Source organism: Streptomyces sp. NPDC033131 (assembly GCF_055578365.1).
Genome location: NZ_JBVIPA010000011.1, coordinates 57,097 through 75,730, shown reverse-complemented (window position 1 = coordinate 75,730; position 18,634 = coordinate 57,097). Strand labels below are relative to the sequence as shown.

General features: G+C 72.7%; 19 protein-coding genes and 1 tRNA gene. 12 read left to right on the top strand and 8 right to left on the bottom strand.

All coding sequences use genetic code 11. From position 1 onward, the window contains the following. Positions 1 to 327: 327 nt before the first annotated feature. Genes ACZ5XS_RS16510 through ACZ5XS_RS16495 form a run of 4 tightly spaced genes read right to left on the bottom strand, consistent with a single transcriptional unit; the run spans position 328 to position 6,270 of the window. The gene (locus tag ACZ5XS_RS16510) at positions 328 to 1,569 is read right to left on the bottom strand and encodes a toll/interleukin-1 receptor domain-containing protein (RefSeq protein WP_468651806.1); all 1,242 of its coding nucleotides are present in this window, start codon (positions 1,567 to 1,569) and stop codon (positions 328 to 330) included. A 32-nt stretch (positions 1,570 to 1,601) separates the two neighbouring features. Beyond that, the gene (locus ACZ5XS_RS16505) at positions 1,602 to 4,190 is read right to left on the bottom strand and encodes a hypothetical protein (protein ID WP_468651804.1); all 2,589 of its coding nucleotides are present in this window, start codon (positions 4,188 to 4,190) and stop codon (positions 1,602 to 1,604) included. Beyond that, positions 4,187 to 5,368 (bottom strand): hypothetical protein, encoded by a 1,182-nt coding sequence (locus ACZ5XS_RS16500; protein ID WP_468651802.1) that lies wholly within the window; start codon positions 5,366 to 5,368, stop codon positions 4,187 to 4,189. The genes ACZ5XS_RS16505 and ACZ5XS_RS16500 overlap by 4 nt, the downstream gene beginning before the upstream one ends. Continuing rightward, positions 5,365 to 6,270, bottom strand: coding sequence for an AAA family ATPase (locus ACZ5XS_RS16495; protein ID WP_468651800.1), 906 nt, complete (start codon positions 6,268 to 6,270; stop codon positions 5,365 to 5,367). The genes ACZ5XS_RS16500 and ACZ5XS_RS16495 overlap by 4 nt, the downstream gene beginning before the upstream one ends. A gap of 616 nt (positions 6,271 to 6,886) precedes the next feature. Here ACZ5XS_RS16495 and ACZ5XS_RS16490 point away from each other — a divergent pair. From ACZ5XS_RS16490 to ACZ5XS_RS16445, 10 genes are all read left to right on the top strand, one after another. Continuing rightward, complete coding sequence (locus ACZ5XS_RS16490) at positions 6,887 to 8,977, top strand: sensor histidine kinase (protein WP_468651798.1); 2,091 nt, start codon at positions 6,887 to 6,889, stop codon at positions 8,975 to 8,977. 68 nt (positions 8,978 to 9,045) lie between these two features. Then, positions 9,046 to 9,480 carry a roadblock/LC7 domain-containing protein gene (locus ACZ5XS_RS16485; RefSeq protein ID WP_217236498.1) on the top strand — a complete coding sequence of 145 codons (435 nt, stop codon included), beginning with the start codon at positions 9,046 to 9,048 and terminating at the stop codon, positions 9,478 to 9,480. A 2-nt stretch (positions 9,481 to 9,482) separates the two neighbouring features. Continuing rightward, positions 9,483 to 9,854, top strand: coding sequence for a DUF742 domain-containing protein (locus ACZ5XS_RS16480; protein WP_217236617.1), 372 nt, complete (start codon positions 9,483 to 9,485; stop codon positions 9,852 to 9,854). Further along, the gene (locus tag ACZ5XS_RS16475) at positions 9,832 to 10,431 is read left to right on the top strand and encodes a GTP-binding protein (RefSeq protein WP_217236497.1); all 600 of its coding nucleotides are present in this window, start codon (positions 9,832 to 9,834) and stop codon (positions 10,429 to 10,431) included. Before ACZ5XS_RS16480 ends, ACZ5XS_RS16475 begins: the two co-directional genes overlap by 23 nt. A 61-nt stretch (positions 10,432 to 10,492) precedes the next feature. Continuing rightward, positions 10,493 to 11,071 carry a GAF domain-containing protein gene (locus ACZ5XS_RS16470; RefSeq protein WP_468651796.1) on the top strand — a complete coding sequence of 193 codons (579 nt, stop codon included), beginning with the start codon at positions 10,493 to 10,495 and terminating at the stop codon, positions 11,069 to 11,071. 176 nt (positions 11,072 to 11,247) lie between these two features. Next, positions 11,248 to 12,276: an L-threonine 3-dehydrogenase gene (gene tdh, locus ACZ5XS_RS16465; RefSeq protein WP_468651794.1), complete on the top strand. Its 1,029-nt coding sequence runs from the start codon at positions 11,248 to 11,250 to the stop codon at positions 12,274 to 12,276. A 17-nt stretch (positions 12,277 to 12,293) separates the two neighbouring features. Beyond that, positions 12,294 to 13,493: a glycine C-acetyltransferase gene (locus tag ACZ5XS_RS16460; RefSeq protein ID WP_468652062.1), complete on the top strand. Its 1,200-nt coding sequence runs from the start codon at positions 12,294 to 12,296 to the stop codon at positions 13,491 to 13,493. Between the two features lie 54 nt (positions 13,494 to 13,547). After that, positions 13,548 to 14,450 (top strand): LysR family transcriptional regulator, encoded by a 903-nt coding sequence (locus tag ACZ5XS_RS16455; protein ID WP_468651792.1) that lies wholly within the window; start codon positions 13,548 to 13,550, stop codon positions 14,448 to 14,450. Positions 14,451 to 14,498: 48 nt separating this feature from the next. Next, on the top strand, positions 14,499 to 14,975 hold the full coding sequence (locus ACZ5XS_RS16450; RefSeq protein WP_468652060.1) for a GNAT family N-acetyltransferase: 477 nt from the start codon (positions 14,499 to 14,501) through the stop codon (positions 14,973 to 14,975). A gap of 30 nt (positions 14,976 to 15,005) precedes the next feature. Continuing rightward, complete coding sequence (locus tag ACZ5XS_RS16445; RefSeq protein ID WP_468651790.1) at positions 15,006 to 15,365, top strand: MmcQ/YjbR family DNA-binding protein; 360 nt, start codon at positions 15,006 to 15,008, stop codon at positions 15,363 to 15,365. Positions 15,366 to 15,481: 116 nt separating this feature from the next. Here ACZ5XS_RS16445 and ACZ5XS_RS16440 read toward each other — a convergent pair whose 3' ends face one another. Continuing rightward, positions 15,482 to 16,402, bottom strand: a complete 921-nt coding sequence (locus ACZ5XS_RS16440) for a transketolase family protein (RefSeq protein WP_468651788.1) — start codon at positions 16,400 to 16,402, stop codon at positions 15,482 to 15,484. A gap of 39 nt (positions 16,403 to 16,441) precedes the next feature. Continuing rightward, positions 16,442 to 17,149 carry a transketolase gene (locus ACZ5XS_RS16435; protein ID WP_468651786.1) on the bottom strand — a complete coding sequence of 236 codons (708 nt, stop codon included), beginning with the start codon at positions 17,147 to 17,149 and terminating at the stop codon, positions 16,442 to 16,444. Between the two features lie 134 nt (positions 17,150 to 17,283). On the opposite strand from ACZ5XS_RS16435, the gene ACZ5XS_RS16430 reads away from it, so the two are divergent. Both ACZ5XS_RS16430 and ACZ5XS_RS16425 read left to right on the top strand, forming a co-directional pair. After that, a tRNA-Pro gene (locus tag ACZ5XS_RS16430) sits at positions 17,284 to 17,357 on the top strand. Between the two features lie 110 nt (positions 17,358 to 17,467). Continuing rightward, positions 17,468 to 17,800: a DUF2218 domain-containing protein gene (locus ACZ5XS_RS16425; protein WP_468651784.1), complete on the top strand. Its 333-nt coding sequence runs from the start codon at positions 17,468 to 17,470 to the stop codon at positions 17,798 to 17,800. Between the two features lie 156 nt (positions 17,801 to 17,956). Here the strand turns inward: ACZ5XS_RS16425 and ACZ5XS_RS16420 are convergent, their stop codons facing one another. Together ACZ5XS_RS16420 and ACZ5XS_RS16415 are read right to left on the bottom strand one after the other, a co-directional pair. Then, on the bottom strand, positions 17,957 to 18,031 hold the full coding sequence (locus ACZ5XS_RS16420) for a hypothetical protein (RefSeq protein ID WP_468652059.1): 75 nt from the start codon (positions 18,029 to 18,031) through the stop codon (positions 17,957 to 17,959). 62 nt (positions 18,032 to 18,093) lie between these two features. Then, positions 18,094 to 18,630, bottom strand: a complete 537-nt coding sequence (locus ACZ5XS_RS16415; protein WP_217236484.1) for an NUDIX hydrolase family protein — start codon at positions 18,628 to 18,630, stop codon at positions 18,094 to 18,096. Positions 18,631 to 18,634: the final 4 nt, after the last annotated feature.

The window sequence follows — 18,634 nt, the reverse complement described above, 5'->3', positions numbered from 1 at the left end:
CGCTGCACCGCCTTCCGGCCCTGCGGTCGCTGATGATCGCCGACAACCGGGCGCTGTCGTACCTGGACGAACTGGAGGGCTGCCGCAGGCTCCGCTTCCTCACCGTGACCGGCTGCGGTCCGTTGCGGGACTGGGTGGGGGCGGCCCGGACCGGGGTGATGTTCGTCGAGGTCGGCCCCGGCCACGCCGTACCGCCGCTGAAGGGGCTGGCGCAGGCCGGCCGGCTGCGTCGGCTGACGCTGCGGGAGGCACTCGACGACGGTGACCCCGAACTCGTGGAGCTGCGCCGCTCCCTGGCCGAGGTGCAGGTGCGCGTCGCGGCCGGCGCTACTGGCTGAACTGCTGGTAGGTGCTCAGCATGTCGTGCTCCTGACTCGGTGTCAGGGCCTTGAGACGGGTGTGCCCGGGCGTGCTCCCGCCGGTCCCGGCCTCCTGGTGCGCGAAGAGGAACAGCAGCCGGGGGAACGCCGTCAGCAGGCGCCGTAGCAGCTCGGCGTCCGGCTGGACGCCCAGGACGATGGTGACGGGCCCGGACTCCTCTTCCTCCCGGGCCAGCCAGCGGTGCAGCTCGTCCTCGTCGAGCGTGTCGAACACCAGGAACCGGTTGAGGAGGAATTCGCGGATGTCGGTGACCACACTGTCGACGAAGTCCATGCCGGGCCGCGGCACGGGCGTGTGCACGGGCCAGGGGTCCGGGGATTCACTGGCGCGCCGTACGTACAGCTCCGCGGTCTTGGTGGTCCGCGCCGCCAGCAGGGCGACGCGGCTCTCCGGCGCGGTGTCGCACAGGTCGTGCAGCTGCGCGGCGGCCACCGAGGGCACCCGGGCGAACGGCACCACCATGTCGACGACGTCCTGGCGGTGCTCCCGGTGCCGCAGCAGCGGCAGCAGGCCGCGAAGGGCCTTGCGCATCGCGCAGGCCGCCCCGAACTCCGCCACCGGACGCTCGCTCAGCAGGCCCGCGGAGACCACGTGGTTCATGTGGTCGGCGGCGTAGGCGATGTGGGCCACGCCCAGCAGCCGGGCGATGTCCGACAGTCTCGTGGCCGGCACCTGCTCGAGGCGGCTCGCGACGTACTCCGTCACCTCCGGGTGGGGCAGCGACCCGTGCCGCTCCACGAGCAACCGCAGTCGGTCCGTCACCTCGGCGGGGCCGGCCGCCGTGGCCCAGTCCGCCATGTCGAGGCGTTCGAGTTCCAGGTGCGCCAGCAGGCTGTCCCCGAGGTCGTCGCGCCCCGCGCCGGGCAGCATCACGGGCAGGACCAGGAACCGTTCCCCGGTCACCTCCCTCAGGAGCACGGAGAGCACCGCTTCGTGCATGACGTACTCGGAGTCGAACGCGTGCGGTGACAGCAGAAGCACCGTGCCCTGGCAACGGGACAACTCCAGGGTGAGCTTGCGGTGCCACTCGTCGCCCACTCTGAGGACGTCCTGGTCGACAACGGGGTGGCAGCCCACCTCGGACAGGAGCGCGACGACCGCCTCGCGGTGCGCGACGCAGGCACAGCCCCCGGCGGCGCACTTCTCGGCGCCGGAGCTGTGGCTGACGAAGATTCTCGGGCGTGCCATGTACGGACTCCTGCCGGCGGTCGTGGGCGTTCTCATCGGGCGGGCATCCGGAACCACCGGACGGAGCTCGCCGCCATGGGCAGGGGCACGGACGCCCCCTCGGGCAGGGCGAGGACGGAACCGTCGAGGGCGTCCTGCAACCGGGCCGTACCCCCGAGGCGTCGGGGGTCGAGCACGGCCGTCGTCGGGATGTGCGCGACGTTCACCAGACACAGGACCGCGTCGTCGCCGTACCGGCGCAGCACGGCGAGTACCTGAGGGCTGCCGGCGTCGAGGACTTCGCACAGTCCACGGGTCAGCGCCAGATGGTTGCTCCGCAGTTCCAGCAGCGTGCGCAGTGCGGGGCCGGCCCCGGCATCGTCCAGAAGCATCCGGCCGGGCAGGAGCGGACACCCGGGAAGGGAGAGCAGGATCGCCGCGGCCAGCCGCCGGGCGGCCGGTGGCAGCGCGGGCGGCAGACCGAGTCCCCACTCGGCCGGTTTCACCTGCCGGGTGGGCCGGGACGCGGGCGCGAACGTGCTCTCGATCTCGCTTCTGAGCTGGGCGAGCGCCTGCTCGAAGGCCCCGCCCGGCATCGAGCGGCTGCGGACGGCGAAGCCCAGCGCCGAGACCAGCGCCGAGGCGGGCAGCACGTGGAAGACACCGCGCGGGGGATCCGCGGGCGCGGCGGCACACAACAGCAGGCGCGCGTCGTATCCGTCGAGCAGATGGCGTACGTCCTCCAGCAGGGCCGCGCCGACGCCTTCCGCGCCGGTGAGCAGTACCCCGTCGACGTCCTGGTCCAGCCAGTGGACGAGGACGTCGAGGACTTCGTCGCCCGGCGTGGACACGTCGACGCCGACCACCACCCGGACTCCTTGCCGGCGTGCCGCGGCCAGGTGCTGAGCGAGGTCGTCCGGATCACCGGCGCCGACCGCACGGGGGGCATCGGCCGCCAGGCAGTCCACGCCCGGCATCGCGGCCAGGGCCGCCATCAGTGCCACGGGCGCCTCGACCACGACGCAGCCCCGGCTCCAGGCGGGGACGGCGGGGGTCTCGGCGGCCCGCTCGGTGTCCGGCAGGACGCGGTAGGCCCGGCCGTCCTCGGTGCTCAGCTCCACCGGTCCGCCGCCCCCGGCGACCACCCAGCTGTCGTCGCCCATGGCGAAGACCCGGTCGGCGCAGAAGCGCAGCAGGGTCTCCCACTGGTTCACCGTGCGGTCCCCCGAGACCAGGGAGGTGCCGGGGAAGGGGAGTTCGAGGAGCGTCGCATCGTTTCCGACCGCCGCCACCAGGCGCCTGGGACCGCTGACGGCCAGCGAGGTCACCTGCCAGGGTGCCTGCCCGATCTGGCGGGTCGTCGGCTCGCCGTACGGCCCCGCCGACGTGGCGAGGATCCGCCCGTCGGCCGTGGCCCGCACGCTCACCAGGCCGTCCCTCGACCTGGCTCCGGGCCCGGCCGTGACCTCGCCGGGGACCGGCGACGCGCTCCGCTCGTCCTGGCCGGTCCACGGGGTGGCGCCGACGCGCAGCGGCCGATGGTGCCGGACGCCGTCCTGGACGTACGACACCACGCTCCCGTCCGCGGACAGCGCCAGCCCGCTCCGGGCGCCGGGCGTCGTGTCCGGTGCCAGCCGCCCGCTCTCCGACCCGTCACCGCCGTGCAGCACGATCGTCCCGTCGGGAAGCAGCACCGCGCAGTGCGCCGCCTCGGCACTCGTGCCGGTGAAGTCGCAGACCGCCACGTCCAGGGCCGCCCCCGGATGACTCAGGCTCATGCGCACGTCGCCGTCCGGGCCGATCCGCTGCACCACCGTGTAGGGCAGATGCACGCTGTGCCCTTCCGGCACTTCGAGGCGGACCGGGTCCGGTATGTGGGTGAGCGAACTCAGCGCGTCGATCCGTACCTTGTGCCGGGTCCCCCTGGCGTGCAGGATCCGCGCGCCGCCCGCGGGCGGTCTGCTGAGGACGATGCCGTCCGACCTGGCCGTCACGCCGACGGTCAGGGTGTGCTGGACCCGCGCGCGGGCCTCCGCTGTCACCGTCGCCGGGCGTCCGACCGGGTCCTGGGGCGGATCGAGGCCGAGACGCTCGCACGAGGCGACCTGGATCCGCCAGACGTCGTCACGGCCCTGGAGGTGCCGCGGCAGTCGGTGCGCGTAGTGCAGGACCCAGCGGCCCATGTCGTCGGCCGTGCCTTCGGCCGTGTCCTGCCCCGACACGGTCCGCAGGACGAGGTCCGCGTGGCGGGCCACCTCGGGCTCGGCGTCGTCGGCCGGGTGCATCCCGGACCAGATGAGCTCCTCGCAGAGCCGGACGACGAGCGGGGCCCGCGCGTGCTCGGCGGCGGTGAAGTCCCGTATGTCGCGCAGCAGTCGCGGCGAGCGCCGGGCGAGATCCGTACGAAGATGCTCCGCGGCCTCGGGATACAGGAGCAGGGACTGACTGCCGGCCGCCTCCACCAGGGCGGAGAACCACAGTTCGGCCTCCAGCCCGGCCGACGTGCGGGGCAGGAAGCGCAGCCGTGCCCTGCGCAGGAAACCGTGGTCGACACTGATCGTCAACGAGACGCACGTCGCCAGTTCGACGAGGTCGGGCCGGGTCCGCGAGAGGTGGGCGATCGTCTCGGCCGTCCGCGTCATGACCGCTCTTCCAGCAGCCGATGGATCTTCCGGGTCGCCTCGCGCGCGTGCCGCAGCGAGATCCGCCGGTCGAACGGGATCAGGGCGACCCTCTCGCGCACCTGCGGAGCATACGCCGTCGCGGGGAACGGGGTGAGGCACGCCGGCGGACAACCGCAGCGCAGCACCTGGTCGAGGAAGTCCAGCCACTCGGGGACCCGGGCCGTGCGGTCGCCGGTGAGGGGCGGCCGGAGCATCCCCAGGTCGGACACGAGGACCACGGGGGTACCGGGAGCGGGTGCCCGATAGGCCTGCGGCCCCGCGGCGGAGCCGGCGTGCACGACCCCGCGCCGGGGAGAGCCGGAGAAGCGCAGCACCTCCACCCGGTCCCGGCCGGCGACGCTGGCCATCAGCCCGTGCAGCCACCGCCGGTCCTCATGGAAGGGAGCCATGCCGGGGCTGTGGTCGAGCAGCAGCTGGACGCCGCGCCGGGTGCTGGGGCGACGCTGCCACGGCACGGTTCGCAGGACCTGCTGCCGGGAGACCTTCCGGACCAGAGCCCGCTGGTCGAGCCGCCTGCTCGCGACCGGGGCGGACACGGCGGCGACCATCACTCCGCGCGCCCACTCGGGAGTCCAGGGCGGTTCGAGGCCGGCCGAGTGGACCGCCCCCACGCCATCGCCCGGCGCTTCCCCCGGTCCGTCGTCCGTCCGGCCGGCGGCCGACCGGTGCCGGTCCTCCGACGGCGGCCGGATCAGGGCGAGCGAGAACGCGACGGGTCGCTCCGTCAATCTGACGGCGGGGAACGGACGTTCTGCGACGGAGGGCGGCGACACCGTCTCGTCCGGGACGGTCTGCTCCGGCGCGGCGTACCCGCCCGACGCGACGACGCCCTCGGGCGCGGGACGGTCGACGGCAGCGGGGCGGTCGACGGCGGAGGGGCGGTCGACGGCGGAGGCGGAGGAGGGCGGCGGCTCTTCGGCCGACGGCCCGGCGAGGGTGGCCTCCGGCCCGGCGAGGGCCGCGCCCGCGACGGACGCGGGCCCGGCGGTGAGACCGGGGGGCACGACCCACTCCCGCTCCCCGGCACCGAGTCCGACCAGCCGGGCCATGGCGACGGCCGTGGCCCGGTCCCGGGGGTGCAGCAGGGAGACGGCCTTGACCAGGTCCCCGAGGAAGAGACCGCCCCGCGCGCTCATACGGTGCGTCCCGGACCCTCACGCCGTTTCAGCAGCGTGACGGCCTCCAGCACGTCCCACTCCGTGGTGCCCGGCGCGACCCCCAGCTGGTGGCTGGCCTTGAGCGCGTCCAGATACTCCGCGGTACTGGGGCCGGACGGATCGTCCCCCCGGTCGCCGCGGATCTCCAGGAGGAGATCGGCGATGCTCCCGGCGAGTCCCTGGTCGTAGTGCGCGCCCAAGTGCTGTTCGGCCACCCGGAGAAGATGCCGTCGGGTGGGCGGGCTCAGGTCGAACACGATGCAGCGGCGGAGGAACGGCCGCGGCAGCTCCCGCTCGTCATTGGTGGTGATGACGACCAGCGGAGCGCGCTCGTCGGCGACGGTGACGTGGCTGCGGTCGTCCCACGGCTTGGGGAAGGAGAGCGAACCGAGGGGTCCCAGCAGGCTGTTGGGCAGGTCGGGGTCGGCCTTGTCGATCTCGTCGATGAGTACGACGCACCGCTTCTCGGCGCTCCCCGCCTCGAAGGCCCGCCACAGCGGCCCGGGGGTGTAGTAGTCCGCCATCTCGGCGCTCAGCAGCTGCGCCTGGGCGTCGTTGAGGCGCTTCATCGCGTCGAACCGCCACAGCAGGTCCTCGGGTTCGGTGCGGGCGGTCACGACGTGGGCGTGGTACTCCCAGTCCAGGATGCGTGCGACGTTGGGCGCCAGCGACGACTTCCCGGACCCCGGCGGACCGAACAGCAGCAGCGGCCGGCCCGTCTTCAGCGCCACGTTGACGGCGAGCACCAGACGGTCGTCGTCGAAGACGTACACCTCGTCGTCCGCCGCGTATCCGGACCCGGGAGCGTGCTCCGCCGGGCGGCCGCCGTCCGCCGCGGAGGCGTCGACGGCTGGGTCGAACTCCTTCTCGTACTGGAGCAACTGTCCTCCGGTGTCCGGTCAACTGGGGTCTGGGACGGGTGACTTCGCCGGACGCGCAGTCGATCGACATTCTGTACCCGTCCGGTCGCAGGGTGGAGTGCTCGCCCGCAATTCCGTCCGGCATATCCCGCGGGAGCACCCCTTCGAACGGTCTTGCCCATTACGGAGTGTGAACCTCGCGGGAGTGCTCGTGTCCGGCCGAAGCGGGTCTGGAACGCTCGGGTCCGCCACTCGAAGCGGCAGGGAGCGGGTGCGGACGGCGAACCGGGCGGAACTCCAGGAGGGCGGCTCCCTGGACCGCTCATTCGTTCGTGACCGGTTCTGACCAGCATTGATCGATCTCGGGTTCGATGGAGGCGTGTGCCTGACGAACTTATCGGTCTGTCGTACGAGGACTCATACCAGAGCGGGACGCTGTCCGTGGGACTTTGTCAACTGCCCACCGCACATGATGCGTCGGCGACTACTGTCAGTGTCCGTCGGGCGGCGCAGGGCCGGAAAGTTCGGTTCTGCCGATCGACACCCGCATGCGCGTGCCCGCGTACGCATCCGACACGTGCAGCAGCGAGCCTTCCAGGGCCATCAGGCCCGACGGACCAGTACGACGAGGACACCGATGTCTCACCTCCGCGCCCCGGCCACACGCGCAGACCGCCGTGAGGGCGGGCGGCACGGCCGGCCGGCCGCCCGAGCCGTTCCCGCGCTGCCCGAGACCCATATACGGCCCCAACTGCTGCGTCTGGCCGTGCTGCCGCCCGTCGCCGTGGCCCTGAGCGCCTGCGCCGCCGTACTGTTCACCGTCCGCTCCACCGGCGCCCGCCCCAGCCTGACCCTGTGGTGCGTGCTCGCCGGTGCCCTCTCGGTGACCTGCGCGGGCATCCTGATCGCCGCCGTGGCCGCCGACCGCGCCGCCCACTCGGTGAGCGACCGTATCGGCGCCCTGCGCCGCAGCAACGCGCGGGGCGAGGCCGACCTGCGGGCCCTGGTCGAGACGCTGCGCCGCGGAGAGAGCCCGCCCCAGCGCACACCGCGCAGCGCCCTGCCCGAGGACGCCGACGACTTCGAACTGCTCGCCGCCGACCTCGCACGCGCCCACGACGGGGCCGTCACCGCCGTCGTCCAGGCCTCGCGGCTCTCCAGCCAGGCCGGCAGCGAACAGAAACTCGAGGTCTTCCTCAATCTCGCCCGGCGCCTGCAGTCGCTGGTGCACCGCGAGATCTCGATCCTCGACGAGCTGGAGAACGAGATCGAGGACCCCGACCTCCTCAAGGGCCTCTTCCACGTCGACCACCTCGCCACCCGCATCCGCCGCCACGCCGAGAACCTCGCCGTGCTCGGCGGGGCCGTCTCCCGCCGGCAGTGGAGCAACCCGGTCCCCATGACGGAGGTGCTGCGCTCCGCCATCGCCGAGGTCGAGCAGTACTCGCGGGTCAAGCTCGTGCCGCCGATCGACGGCACCCTGCGCGGCCACGCCGTCGCCGACGTGATCCACCTGCTGGCCGAACTCGTCGAGAACGCCACGGTGTTCTCCGCCCCGCACACCCAGGTGCTGCTGCGCGCCAACCTCGTCACCTCGGGGCTCGCCGTCGAGGTCGAGGACCGCGGGCTGGGCATGCCCGTCGGCGAGCAGAGCCGGATGAACGCCCTGCTCGCCGACCCCGACCAGGTCAACGTGGCGAGCCTGCTGGCCGACGGCCGCATCGGGCTGTTCGTGGTCTCGCAGCTCGCCAAGCGGCACGGCATCCATGTCCGGCTGCAGACCAACATCTACGGCGGAGTCCAGGCGGTCCTCGTGGTGCCGCAGGTGCTCCTGGGGGCGACGCCGGACGCCCCCGGAGCCGTACCGCAACCGCCGGACGCGCCGGGGAGCGGGGCGAGCCCCTCCGAACCGGTCCCGTTGCAGCCGCAGCCGCAGCCGCAGCTTCAGCTTCAGCCCCAGCCGCGACCGGAGCCGGGGCACCGGGGCACACCGAGCGCACCCGGCGCGCCGTCGGCCCCGCCGCACCCTCGACAGCGGGAGACCGCGCCGCCGCTCAAGAAGGGCGACGGACCGGCACCGCTGCCGGTGCGCGGAGCCCGCGAGCAGCGGCCCACCCCGGCGGAGGCCGTGCCCGGCGTCCGGCCCGAGAACCGGCACCTGGTCGAGGAGCACGTGGCCGCACCGCCCACCCCGCGCAACGGCGCCGTGCGCGGCACCATGGGCAAGCCGCAGCTGCCCCGGCGCCGTGCCCAGGAGCACATCGCTCCCCAACTGCGCGACGGGCCGGCGCCCCGCCAGGAATCGGAGTACCTGGCAGGCCACGACCCGGGCCTGATGGCCGCCTTCCAGCGGGGCATCGGCCTGGCCGAGGCCCAACAGCACTTCGAGGCGGCGTCCGACGAGCCGACGGCACCCGCGGGCCAGGGCCTGGGGTTGTCCGGCGTGGAGCCCGCCCCGATGGACTTCGTACGCGCGCCCGTGCCGCGTCCCCGCACCGCGCCCCTCGTGCCCCTCGCGCCCCTGGACCTCGGCCACACGGACGTCACGGACATGGCCACCCCGCCCTCCATGGACGCACACCCCATGGACCCGTCCCACATAGCCGAGGCGCACCCCGGGCACGGGCCCGGGGCGTACGACGTACGCGGCGTGCGGGACGGCCTGTCCGCGCCCGGGCTCGATCTCGACCACACCACCCGGCACGACGGGAGCGCACCCGCCGGATGACCACCCCCACGTTCACCCCACCCCCCAGCGCTCCCGCAGACCTTCGTACCTCAAGGAGTCGATCCACCATGGCGAGCGAAGCGCCGACCGGCCATGTATCCGATCTCGACTGGCTGATGAGCGGCCTCGTGCAGCGCGTACCGCACACCACCAGTGCGGTCCTCCTGTCCTGCGACGGGCTCGTGAAGTCGGTCCACGGTCTCGACACCGACAGCGCCGACCACATGGCCGCCCTGGCGTCCGGCCTCTACTCCCTCGGCCGCAGCGCGGGCGTCCGCTTCGGCGACGGCGGTGACGTCCGCCAGGTCGTCGTCGAACTCGACGCGACCCTGCTGTTCGTGACCACCGCCGGATCCGGCACCTGTCTCGCCGTGCTGGCCGGCCGCGAGGCCGACGCGGCGGTGCTCGGCTACGAGATGGCCATGCTGGTCAAGAGCGTCCGCCCCTACCTGGTGACCGCGCCCCGCCAGCACTCCGTCGAACCGTCTGCGATGAGGCCTTGAGCGTGGCGGCGGCCGGTGACGGGCCCTGGCTCGACGACGCGGCCGGACGGCTGGTGCGCCCCTTCACGGTCAGCAACGGCCGTACCCGGCCCACCATCGCGCTCGACCTGCTGTCGCACGTGATGGCCACCGGAGCCACCCCCCTCGGCTACCTCGGCCCCGAACACGCGCAGGTACTCGACATGTGCCGCGCCCCCGTCTCGGTCGCCGAGGTCGCAGCCCACCTGAAGCTGCCCGCGGTGGTCACCAAGGTGCTGCTGGCCGACCTCGTCGACTGCGGGGCGCTGACCACCAAACCCCCCGAGTTCACCCACAACCCGACTGACCGGGCCCTTCTGGAGGCAGTGCTCGATGGACTACGACGACAGCTCTGACCCCTTCCCCACCGCACTGAAGATCCTGGTGGCGGGCGGGTTCGGAGTAGGCAAGACGACCTTCGTGGGCGCGGTCAGCGAGATCGCGCCCCTGAGCACGGAGGAGCTGCTCACCACGGTCAGCGCCGAGACCGACAGCCTCGAAGGCATCGAGAACAAGGTCGAGACGACGGTGGCCATGGACTTCGGCCGCATCACCCTCGACCCGGAACACGTCCTGTACCTGTTCGGGACGCCCGGACAGGAGCGCTTCTGGTTCATGTGGGACGAACTGTCCGAGGGTGCGCTCGGCGCGGTCATCCTCGCCGACACCCGGCGCCTGGAGGAGTGCTTCGCCGCCGTCGACTTCTTCGAGCAGCGCGGTCTCGGCTTCATCGTCGCGATCAACGAGTTCGACGGCTCCTACCGCTACGACCCCGAGGAGGTCCGCGCCGCCATCGACCTCGATCCACAGATCCCGGTCGTGCGCTGCGACGCCCGGATCTCCAGCTCGGGCGTCCAGACCCTGCTGACCCTGGTACGGCACCTGATCGCCCACAGCCCGGCACCCGCGCCGAGCCACGGCGCCCACATGTGACCCCCGCACACCCCGCAACGGAGCCGCATATGACGTATGCCCACAGCGACGGAGCCCGCCCATGAGCTACGACCTGCCCCGCCCGGCCGGTCGACTGCTGCTCACCCCCGAGGACAAGGAGGCGCCCGCCCGTGTGCGGCGGCTGCGCCTGCTGGGGCTGGGAGAGCATCCGGAGCCCGCGCTCGACGCCTTCGCGGCCCATCTCGCGGGGCGGGCGCAAGCGCCGTACGCCATGGTCAACTTCATCGACGAGCACCGGCAGTTCTTCGCGGGCCTGCGCGTTCCGGACGTCAGACCCCGCACGTCCCCCGACGAGGAGACCAAGCCGGAGATGGGCCGCCTCATGGAACGCGACCACGGGTTCTGCCCCCATGTGGTCGTCCGGCGCAAGGCGTTGGTGCTGGAGGACGTCCGCGACTATCCGCGGTTCGCGGGCAACCCGGTCGTCGACGAGTTCGGCATCCGTTCCTATCTCGGCGCTCCGCTCATCGACACCACCGGCATGGTGCTGGGCACGGTGTGCATCGCCGATGTCCAGCCGCGCCCCTGGGGCAGGTCCGGGCTGGACACCATCAAGGCCGCGGCCGCCGAACTCGTCGTACGGGTGGAGCGGCGGGAGACCGACGGGTTCTGGCTCTGACTGGCTGACGCGCGCCGGGGGGCGGGCGTGAAGCAGAGCTGTGGCGCCGCTTAAGAAATCCTCGATGGACCGGGGCGCCGCCGTACGGCAGATTGCTACGCGATCCCACCCCTCTCCCCGGAACGGGCCGCTTTCGGCATGCCTGGACCCGGGGACCCACGCACAGGAGCCGTAGCGTGAAGGCGCTGGTCAAGGAGAAGGCGGAGCCGGGGCTGTGGCTCGCGGACGTGCCCGAGCCCGCAGTCGGACCCGGCGACGTACTGATCAAGGTGCTGCGCACCGGGATCTGCGGCACCGACCTGCACATCCGGTCCTGGGACGGCTGGGCGCGGCAGGCGATCCGCACCCCGCTCGTACTCGGCCACGAGTTCGTCGGCGAGGTCGTCGACACCGGCCGGGACGTCACCGACATCGCGGCGGGCGACCGGGTCAGCGGCGAGGGCCACCTGGTGTGCGGCAGGTGCCGCAACTGCCTCGCCGGACGGCGGCATCTGTGCCGGGCCACGATCGGGCTCGGGGTCGGCCGCGACGGGGCGTTCGCCGAGTATGTGGCGCTGCCCGCCGCCAATGTCTGGGTGCACCGCATCCCCGTCGAGCTCGACGTGGCCGCGATCTTCGATCCGTTCGGCAACGCCGTGCACACCGCGCTGTCCTTCCCGCTGGTGGGGGAGGACGTCCTCATCACCGGTGCCGGGCCGATCGGCCTGATGGCCGCCGCCGTCGCCCGGCACGCCGGGGCGCGGAACGTCATGATCACCGACGTCAGCGAGGAGCGGCTGGAGCTGGCCCGCAAGATCGGTGCGAGTCTCGCGCTGAACGTCGCCGAGTCGACCATCGCCGACGGTCAGCGGGAACTCGGTCTGCGTGAGGGCTTCGACATCGGCCTGGAGATGTCCGGGCGCCCCGAGGCCATGCGGGACATGATCGCCAACATGACGCACGGCGGCCGGATCGCGATGCTCGGCCTGCCGGCCGAGGAGTTCCCGGTCGACTGGGCCCGGATCGTCACCTCGATGATCACGATCAAGGGCATCTACGGCCGTGAGATGTTCGAGACCTGGTACGCGATGTCGGTGCTCCTGGAGGGCGGTCTCGACCTGGCGCCCGTGATCACCGGCCGGTACGGCTACCGCGACCACGAGGCGGCGTTCGCCGACGCGGCGAGCGGCCGCGGCGGCAAGGTCATCCTCGACTGGACCCTCTGACCCACCAAGGACTGATGATGTTCGACTCCGTGCGTGACGACCTCCGTGCCACCCTCGACGAGATCCGCGCCGCCGGCCTGCACAAGCCCGAGCGCGTGATCGGCAGCCCGCAGTCCGCGACCGTGAACGTCACCGCGGGCGGCCGCAGCGGCGAAGTGCTCAACTTCTGCGCCAACAACTACCTCGGCCTCGCCGACCATCCCGAGGTGATCGCCGCCGCCCACGAGGCCCTGGACCGCTGGGGCTACGGCATGGCCTCCGTGCGCTTCATCTGCGGCACACAGGAGGTGCACAAGGAACTGGAGACGCGGCTCGCGGCCTTCCTCGGCCAGGAGGACACGATCCTGTACTCCTCCTGCTTCGACGCCAACGGCGGCGTGTTCGAAACGCTGCTGGGCCCCGAGGACGCGGTGATCTCGGACGCGTTGAACCACGCCTCCATCATCGACGGCATCCGCCTGTCCAAGGCCCGCCGCTTCCGCTACGCCAACCGTGATCTCGCCGACCTGGAACGGCAGTTGAAGGAGGCCACCGAAGCGGGTGCCCGGCGCAAGCTGATCGTCACGGACGGCGTCTTCTCGATGGACGGCTATGTGGCCCCCCTGCGCGAGATCTGCGACCTCGCCGACCGCCACGACGCCATGGTCATGGTCGACGACTCCCACGCCGTCGGCTTCGTCGGCCCCGGCGGCCGCGGCACCCCCGAGCTGCACGGCGTCATGGACCGCGTCGACATCATCACCGGCACCCTCGGCAAGGCGCTCGGCGGCGCCTCCGGCGGTTACGTCGCCGCCCGGGCCGAGATCGTCGCCCTGCTCCGCCAGCGCTCCCGGCCCTACCTCTTCTCCAACACCCTCGCCCCGGTGATCGCCGCCGCCTCGCTGAAGGTGATCGACCTGCTCGAATCGGCGGACGGCCTGCGGGTGCGGCTGGCCGAGAACACCGCCCTTTTCCGCCGCCGGATGACCGCGGAGGGCTTCGACGTCCTGCCCGGCGACCACGCCATCGCGCCCGTCATGATCGGCGACGCGGCGAAGGCGGCCCGCCTGGCGGAACTGCTCCTGGAGCGTGGCGTGTACGTGATCGGCTTCTCGTATCCGGTCGTGCCGCAGGGCCAGGCCCGCATCAGGGTGCAGCTGTCCGCCGCGCACTCGACGGCGGACGTGAACCGGGCGGTCGACGCGTTCGTGTCGGCCCGCGCGGAACTCGAAGGCTGACGGCTACAGGTACAGACGTACAGCCCGGCCGGACATATTGCGATAATCGTCTTCATGATCGAAGCGCGGCGGCTCCACATCCTCCGTGCGGTGGCCGACCACCGCACGGTGACCGCGGCTGCCGCCGCGCTGTACCTCACGCCCTCGGCGGTGTCGCAGCAGCTGACCGCCCTGGAGCAGGAGACCGGCCACCGGCTGGTCGAGCGCGGCGCGAAGGGCGTACGGCTGACCCCGGCCGGCGAGATCCTGCTCAGTCACACCCACCTGGTCCTCGCCCAGCTGGAGCGGGCCGAGGCCGAGCTCGCCGCGTACGGCTCGGGCGCCGCCGGCACCGTCACCGTCGCCTCCTTCGCGACCGGCATCGCCCTGGTCGTGGCGCCCGCGGTGGCCCGCCTCGCCGAGTCCGCGCCCGGCATCCGCCTCCGCGTCCAGGACGCCGAGGGCGATGCCAGCCTGCCGATGGTCCTCGACCGGCAGGTCGACGTCGCGGTCGCCGTCGAGTACCGCGGGGCCCCGCCCGCCGACGACCCCCGGCTCACCCACGTGCCCCTCTACGCCGAGCCCTTCGACGCGGTCCTTCCCCCCGCCCACCGCCTCGCCGACGCCGGGGAGGTCCCGCTCGCGGACCTGGCCAAGGACCCGTGGATCGGGCCCTACCCCGGCAACCCCTGCCACGACGTGGTCGTCCTGGCCTGCGAGAGTGCCGGTTTCCAGCCACGCCTCGAACACTCCTCGGACGACTTCCGCGCGGTCGTGGCCCTGGCCTCCGCCGACGCGGGCGTGGCGCTCGTACCCCGCTCGGCGCTGATCGGCATGGACCTCGCCGGTGTGGTCGTACGGCCCGTCGACGGAGTCGCGCCCACCCGCCGGGTCTTCGCGGCCGTACGCCGGGGAGCCGAGGAACACCCGCTGATCCGGCCGGTCCTCGACGCGCTCGCAGACGCCGCACGGGGGTAGGGAATCGGCCACCGGCCGCACGCAGGCTGGACCGTCATGCGTGTGACGATGACCCTTCCGGCCCTGACGGAGGCGACGAGCCCGCCAGGGCGGGCGGCGGCCCTCGCCTGGTGGCGGGAGCGGGCGGCGGGCGTGGCCGCCGGGCAGCTCGCCGTGTGGGTCGCGCGGGACGACGGCCGGACACTCGGCACCGTGAGCCTGGCGCTCCCCGACAAGCCCAACAGCCGCCACCGCGCCGAACTGGTCAAGCTGATGGTGCGCCGGGAGGCCCGCGGACGGCGCCTCGGCCGCAGGCTGCCGGCGACCGCCGAGGAGGCGGCCGTCGGTGCGGGCATCACCCTCCTCCACCTGGACACGGCGACCGACAGCCCCGCCGAGCACCTCTACACGGCCGCCGGCCGGACGCGGGCGGGAGTGATCCCCGATTACGCGGCGGACCCGGCCGGGGTGCTGCGGCCGACGACGCTCCGCTGCAAGTACGTGGGGGCGGCCGCAGGGAGCGGAGTCACAGCTGTCACCAGGTGATTGTCAGTGGCAGCCACTACGGTGCCTGTCATGCCGGACGCCGAAGACGCACGCCGAATCGCCCTGTCCCTGCCGGACACGACGGAGAAGATCGCCTGGAGCATGCCCACGTTCCGGGTGGCGGGGAAGATGTTCGCCACACTGCCCGAGGACGAGACGTCCCTCGCCGTGCGCTGCCCCAAGGAGGAGCGCAACGAACTGGTGCTGGCCGAACCGGAGAAGTTCTGGATCGCCGACCACGAGGCGCAGTTCGCCTGGGTGCGGGCCCGCCTGGCCGCGCTGGAGGACGAGGACGAGGTGCGTGACATCCTCGCGGACTCCTGGCGCCAGGCGGCACCGACGCGACTGCTCGACGCGCACCCGGAACTGGGCCGGCCGGCCGGGGAGTAGGACGCGCGGGCTCGGGTTCGGCGGCGGCACGGGAGCGGACGGCCTCGGGGGAGAAGGCCCGCCCGGCTCCACAGACCGACCCGTCTCACGCCGGCCCGGTCCACGACCGGTCCGTCTCACGCATCCCCCGTCACCGCCCCACCCGCCACGAACCCGCCGATCCGCTCCCGCAGGGACCGGGCGTCCAGGCCGTGCGCGGCGATGTGTTCTTCGACGCGGCCATAACGCCGCAGCTCGCGGCGGCCCACACCGAGGCCCAGCACCCGGTGGGGTACGTCGGCGAGGGCGTCGTTCGCGGCCGCCGTCGACGTACCCGCGAGATACGGCTCCACGAGCACGACGTCGGTTCCCGCCGTCTCCGTGGCCCGGCGCAGGGCGGCCGCGTCGAAGGGCCGTACGGTCGTCGCGTACAGCACGGTCACATCCAGGTCCGCCACGGCGGCGAGCACCGCGTCCAGCAGGGGACCGACGGCGACGACCACACCCGAGCGGCCCTCGCGGACGGTGCGGAACCGCTCGCCGTCGACCGGGAACGCTTCCCGGTTGGCCTGCACGGACAGCCGTACGTACACCTTGTCGTCGGCGGCGGCGACCGCATGCCGCAGGAGGGTCTCGGCCTCGTCCGGATGGCCCGGCACGTGCACGGTCCAGCCGTCGAGGGTGTCGAGCAGTGCCACGTCCCCGGGCGACATGTGGGTGTACCCGCCCGCGGGCCAGTCGAAGGACGCGGCGGCGCTGACCAGCACCGCCCCCGCGTCCTGGTGTCCGAGGTCCAGCTTGATCTGCTCGAAGGGCCGCTCGACGAGGAAACTCGCGAAGGTGTGCACGACGGGCCGCAGCCCGGTCAGGGCCATCCCCGCGGCCGCCCCGACGAGGAGCTGCTCGCGGATGCCGACGTTGACGACCCGGTCGGGGTGCCGGTGCCAGGCCTCCGTGAAGCCGTCCCGGCCGATCTCGGCGAGGACGACCGCGACCCGCGGATCCTCGTCGAGCAGGCGCGAGACGACGGCGGGGAGACGGTCACGCATGGTGTCCATGGAAGGTTCGGGCCTTTCCGGAGAGGTCGGGGCGGACGTTCAGGCGGACTTCGGCTCGACCCGGGCCACCACCACGTGCGGGCGGCCCGGGTGCGGGGCGGTGAAGGCGGCGTACAGGGCCTCGTGGTCACGGCCGTCGACCGTGGCCGCGGACCAGCCGGCGGCCGCGAAGCGCGCGGCGATCCCGCCGGGCCGGGCGTGACTGGCGGAGGCGTTGTCGATCACGACGGTGTGCAGCCGCTCCAGCCCGGCGGGCCCGGCGAAGGCGATCGCCTCGTGATTGCTGCCCTCGTCCAGCTCGGCGTCCCCCACCAGCACCCATACCCTTGGCTCGTCGAGCCCTTGTGCGCGCAGCCCGAGCGCCGTGCCCACGGCGATCGGCAACCCGTGTCCCAGTGAGCCGCTGCCGATCTCGGCCCCCGGCACGAGCACGCGGTCGGGGTGGTGGCCGAGCGGGGAGTCGTACGAGCCGAAGCCCGGCAGCCAGTCCACGGGTACGAAGCCCTGGGCGGCCAGCACCGCGTAGTACGCCATCGGCCCGTGCCCCTTGGACAACAGGAACCGGTCCCGCGCGGGATCGTCCGGCCGCTCGGGCCCGACCCGGAGCACTCGGTCGTAGAGGACCCACAACGCGTCCAGCGTCGACGTCGCCGCCGGTCCGTGCTTCTCGTCGCCCGTCATCAGCTCCATGAGGCGGGGCAGGTCGCGGTACCCGTACCCGCGACCTCGTTCTTCGGTGATCGTCATACCGACGATCGTGCAACCTCAAGCAAAGTTGAGGTCAAGAGCGGGTGCGGTGAAACGTGGGCGCGACCACGGACCCGAGTGCGGTATTGTTTCCATGCGCGATCGGCCGGGGGAAACCCCAGGTCAGACGGCACCGGGACGTGGCGCAGCTTGGTAGCGCACTTGACTGGGGGTCAAGGGGTCGCAGGTTCAAATCCTGTCGTCCCGACGGTGCGAGGGGTCTTCGTAGGCGAGAGCTTGTGAGGGCCCTTTTCGCGTTGGCCGGACCCGGTCTTCGCGGTTGGCCGTTCGCCGCACCATGATCCCCCGGAGTATGCCATGTCCCGTTCCGAGGCCCGCGTCGTCACCGACCGGCCGCACCGCTACGCCAAGCAACTCGCCTCCCACCTGGGCCGGCGCAGCGAGACCCACTGGGACGAGGAGACCGGTGAGGGCCGGCTGATCTTCCAGAACGGCACCGGCTCGCTCACCGCCGTCGACGGGGCCCTGCTGCTCTCGGTGGAGACGGAGACCGAACACCTCGACCTCCTCGAAGACGTCGTCGGCCGTCACCTGGTCCGCTTCGGCACCAAGGACGAGCTGGTCGTCGAGTGGCGCCGGGAAACGGGCGAACCCGGCACGACCCAGCGCAAGCCCGAAGACCCGGAGTGACCTCGCGCGTCAGGACCCGCCGCGCGCCAACCGGCACCGGCGCAGTTCGGGCTGCCGGCACCCCGTGACGATGTCCTGCGCGACCAGCCGTCCGGTCGCGCGCGCCACCCGGCCAGTCCCCGCCGGAGCCGCCGATGCGTGCAAAGGACGCGCCGGTCACCCCGTGACAGGGGCCGGACCGAGGTCGACCAGGGCCACGGAGGCTCCGCGGCGGGCCAGGTGGTACGCGATCGACGAACCGACGATCCCCGCCCCGACGGCCGCGACCGGCGCAGCCGCCGCCGGGCCGCCGCTCAGACCGAGCAGCCCACGTGCGCCAGCGCCTGCTTGAGCAGCACTCCGTGCCCGCCCGGCATCTCGCTCTGCATCGCGGGCGACAGGGCGTCCTGCGGGCTGAACCAGACCAGGTCGAGGGCGTCCTGCCGGGGGCGGCAGTCGCCGCTGACCGGGACGACGTAGGCGAGGGACACGGCGTGCTGACGGGGGTCGTGGTACGGCGTGACGCCCTGTGTGGGGAAGTACTCGGCCACGGTGAAGGGCTGCAGGGAGGGCGGGATCTGGGGCAGCGCCATCGGGCCGAGGTCCTTCTCCAGGTTGCGCAGCAGGGCGTCGCGGACCCGTTCGTGGTGCAGGACGCGGCCCGAGACCAGAGTCCGGCTGACCGTTCCGTCGGACCCGATGCGCAGCAGCAGGCCGACGCTGGTGACTTCGCCGCTGTCGTCGACGCGCACGGGCACGGCCTCCACGTACAGGATCGGCATCCGGGCGCGCGCCATCTCGAGCTCGTCGGAAGTGAGCCAGCCGGGCGTGGTATCGGTCATGTCAGACATTGCT

Excerpts from the sequence above, each read along its gene's own strand:
- ACZ5XS_RS16510 (WP_468651806.1), bottom strand. The coding sequence starts at position 1,569 with ATGGCACGCCCGAGAATCTTCGTCAGCCACAGCTCCGGCGCCGAGAAG.
- ACZ5XS_RS16505 (WP_468651804.1), bottom strand. The coding sequence starts at position 4,190 with ATGACGCGGACGGCCGAGACGATCGCCCACCTCTCGCGGACCCGGCCC.
- ACZ5XS_RS16500 (WP_468651802.1), bottom strand. The coding sequence starts at position 5,368 with ATGAGCGCGCGGGGCGGTCTCTTCCTCGGGGACCTGGTCAAGGCCGTC.
- ACZ5XS_RS16490 (WP_468651798.1), top strand. The coding sequence starts at position 6,887 with ATGTCTCACCTCCGCGCCCCGGCCACACGCGCAGACCGCCGTGAGGGC.
- ACZ5XS_RS16485 (WP_217236498.1), top strand. The coding sequence starts at position 9,046 with ATGGCGAGCGAAGCGCCGACCGGCCATGTATCCGATCTCGACTGGCTG.
- ACZ5XS_RS16475 (WP_217236497.1), top strand. The coding sequence starts at position 9,832 with ATGGACTACGACGACAGCTCTGACCCCTTCCCCACCGCACTGAAGATC.
- ACZ5XS_RS16470 (WP_468651796.1), top strand. The coding sequence starts at position 10,493 with ATGAGCTACGACCTGCCCCGCCCGGCCGGTCGACTGCTGCTCACCCCC.
- ACZ5XS_RS16460 (WP_468652062.1), top strand. The coding sequence starts at position 12,294 with ATGTTCGACTCCGTGCGTGACGACCTCCGTGCCACCCTCGACGAGATC.
- ACZ5XS_RS16455 (WP_468651792.1), top strand. The coding sequence starts at position 13,548 with ATGATCGAAGCGCGGCGGCTCCACATCCTCCGTGCGGTGGCCGACCAC.
- ACZ5XS_RS16450 (WP_468652060.1), top strand. The coding sequence starts at position 14,499 with ATGACCCTTCCGGCCCTGACGGAGGCGACGAGCCCGCCAGGGCGGGCG.
- ACZ5XS_RS16445 (WP_468651790.1), top strand. The coding sequence starts at position 15,006 with ATGCCGGACGCCGAAGACGCACGCCGAATCGCCCTGTCCCTGCCGGAC.
- ACZ5XS_RS16440 (WP_468651788.1), bottom strand. The coding sequence starts at position 16,402 with ATGGACACCATGCGTGACCGTCTCCCCGCCGTCGTCTCGCGCCTGCTC.
- ACZ5XS_RS16435 (WP_468651786.1), bottom strand. The coding sequence starts at position 17,149 with ATGACGATCACCGAAGAACGAGGTCGCGGGTACGGGTACCGCGACCTG.
- ACZ5XS_RS16425 (WP_468651784.1), top strand. The coding sequence starts at position 17,468 with ATGTCCCGTTCCGAGGCCCGCGTCGTCACCGACCGGCCGCACCGCTAC.
- ACZ5XS_RS16415 (WP_217236484.1), bottom strand. The coding sequence starts at position 18,630 with ATGTCTGACATGACCGATACCACGCCCGGCTGGCTCACTTCCGACGAG.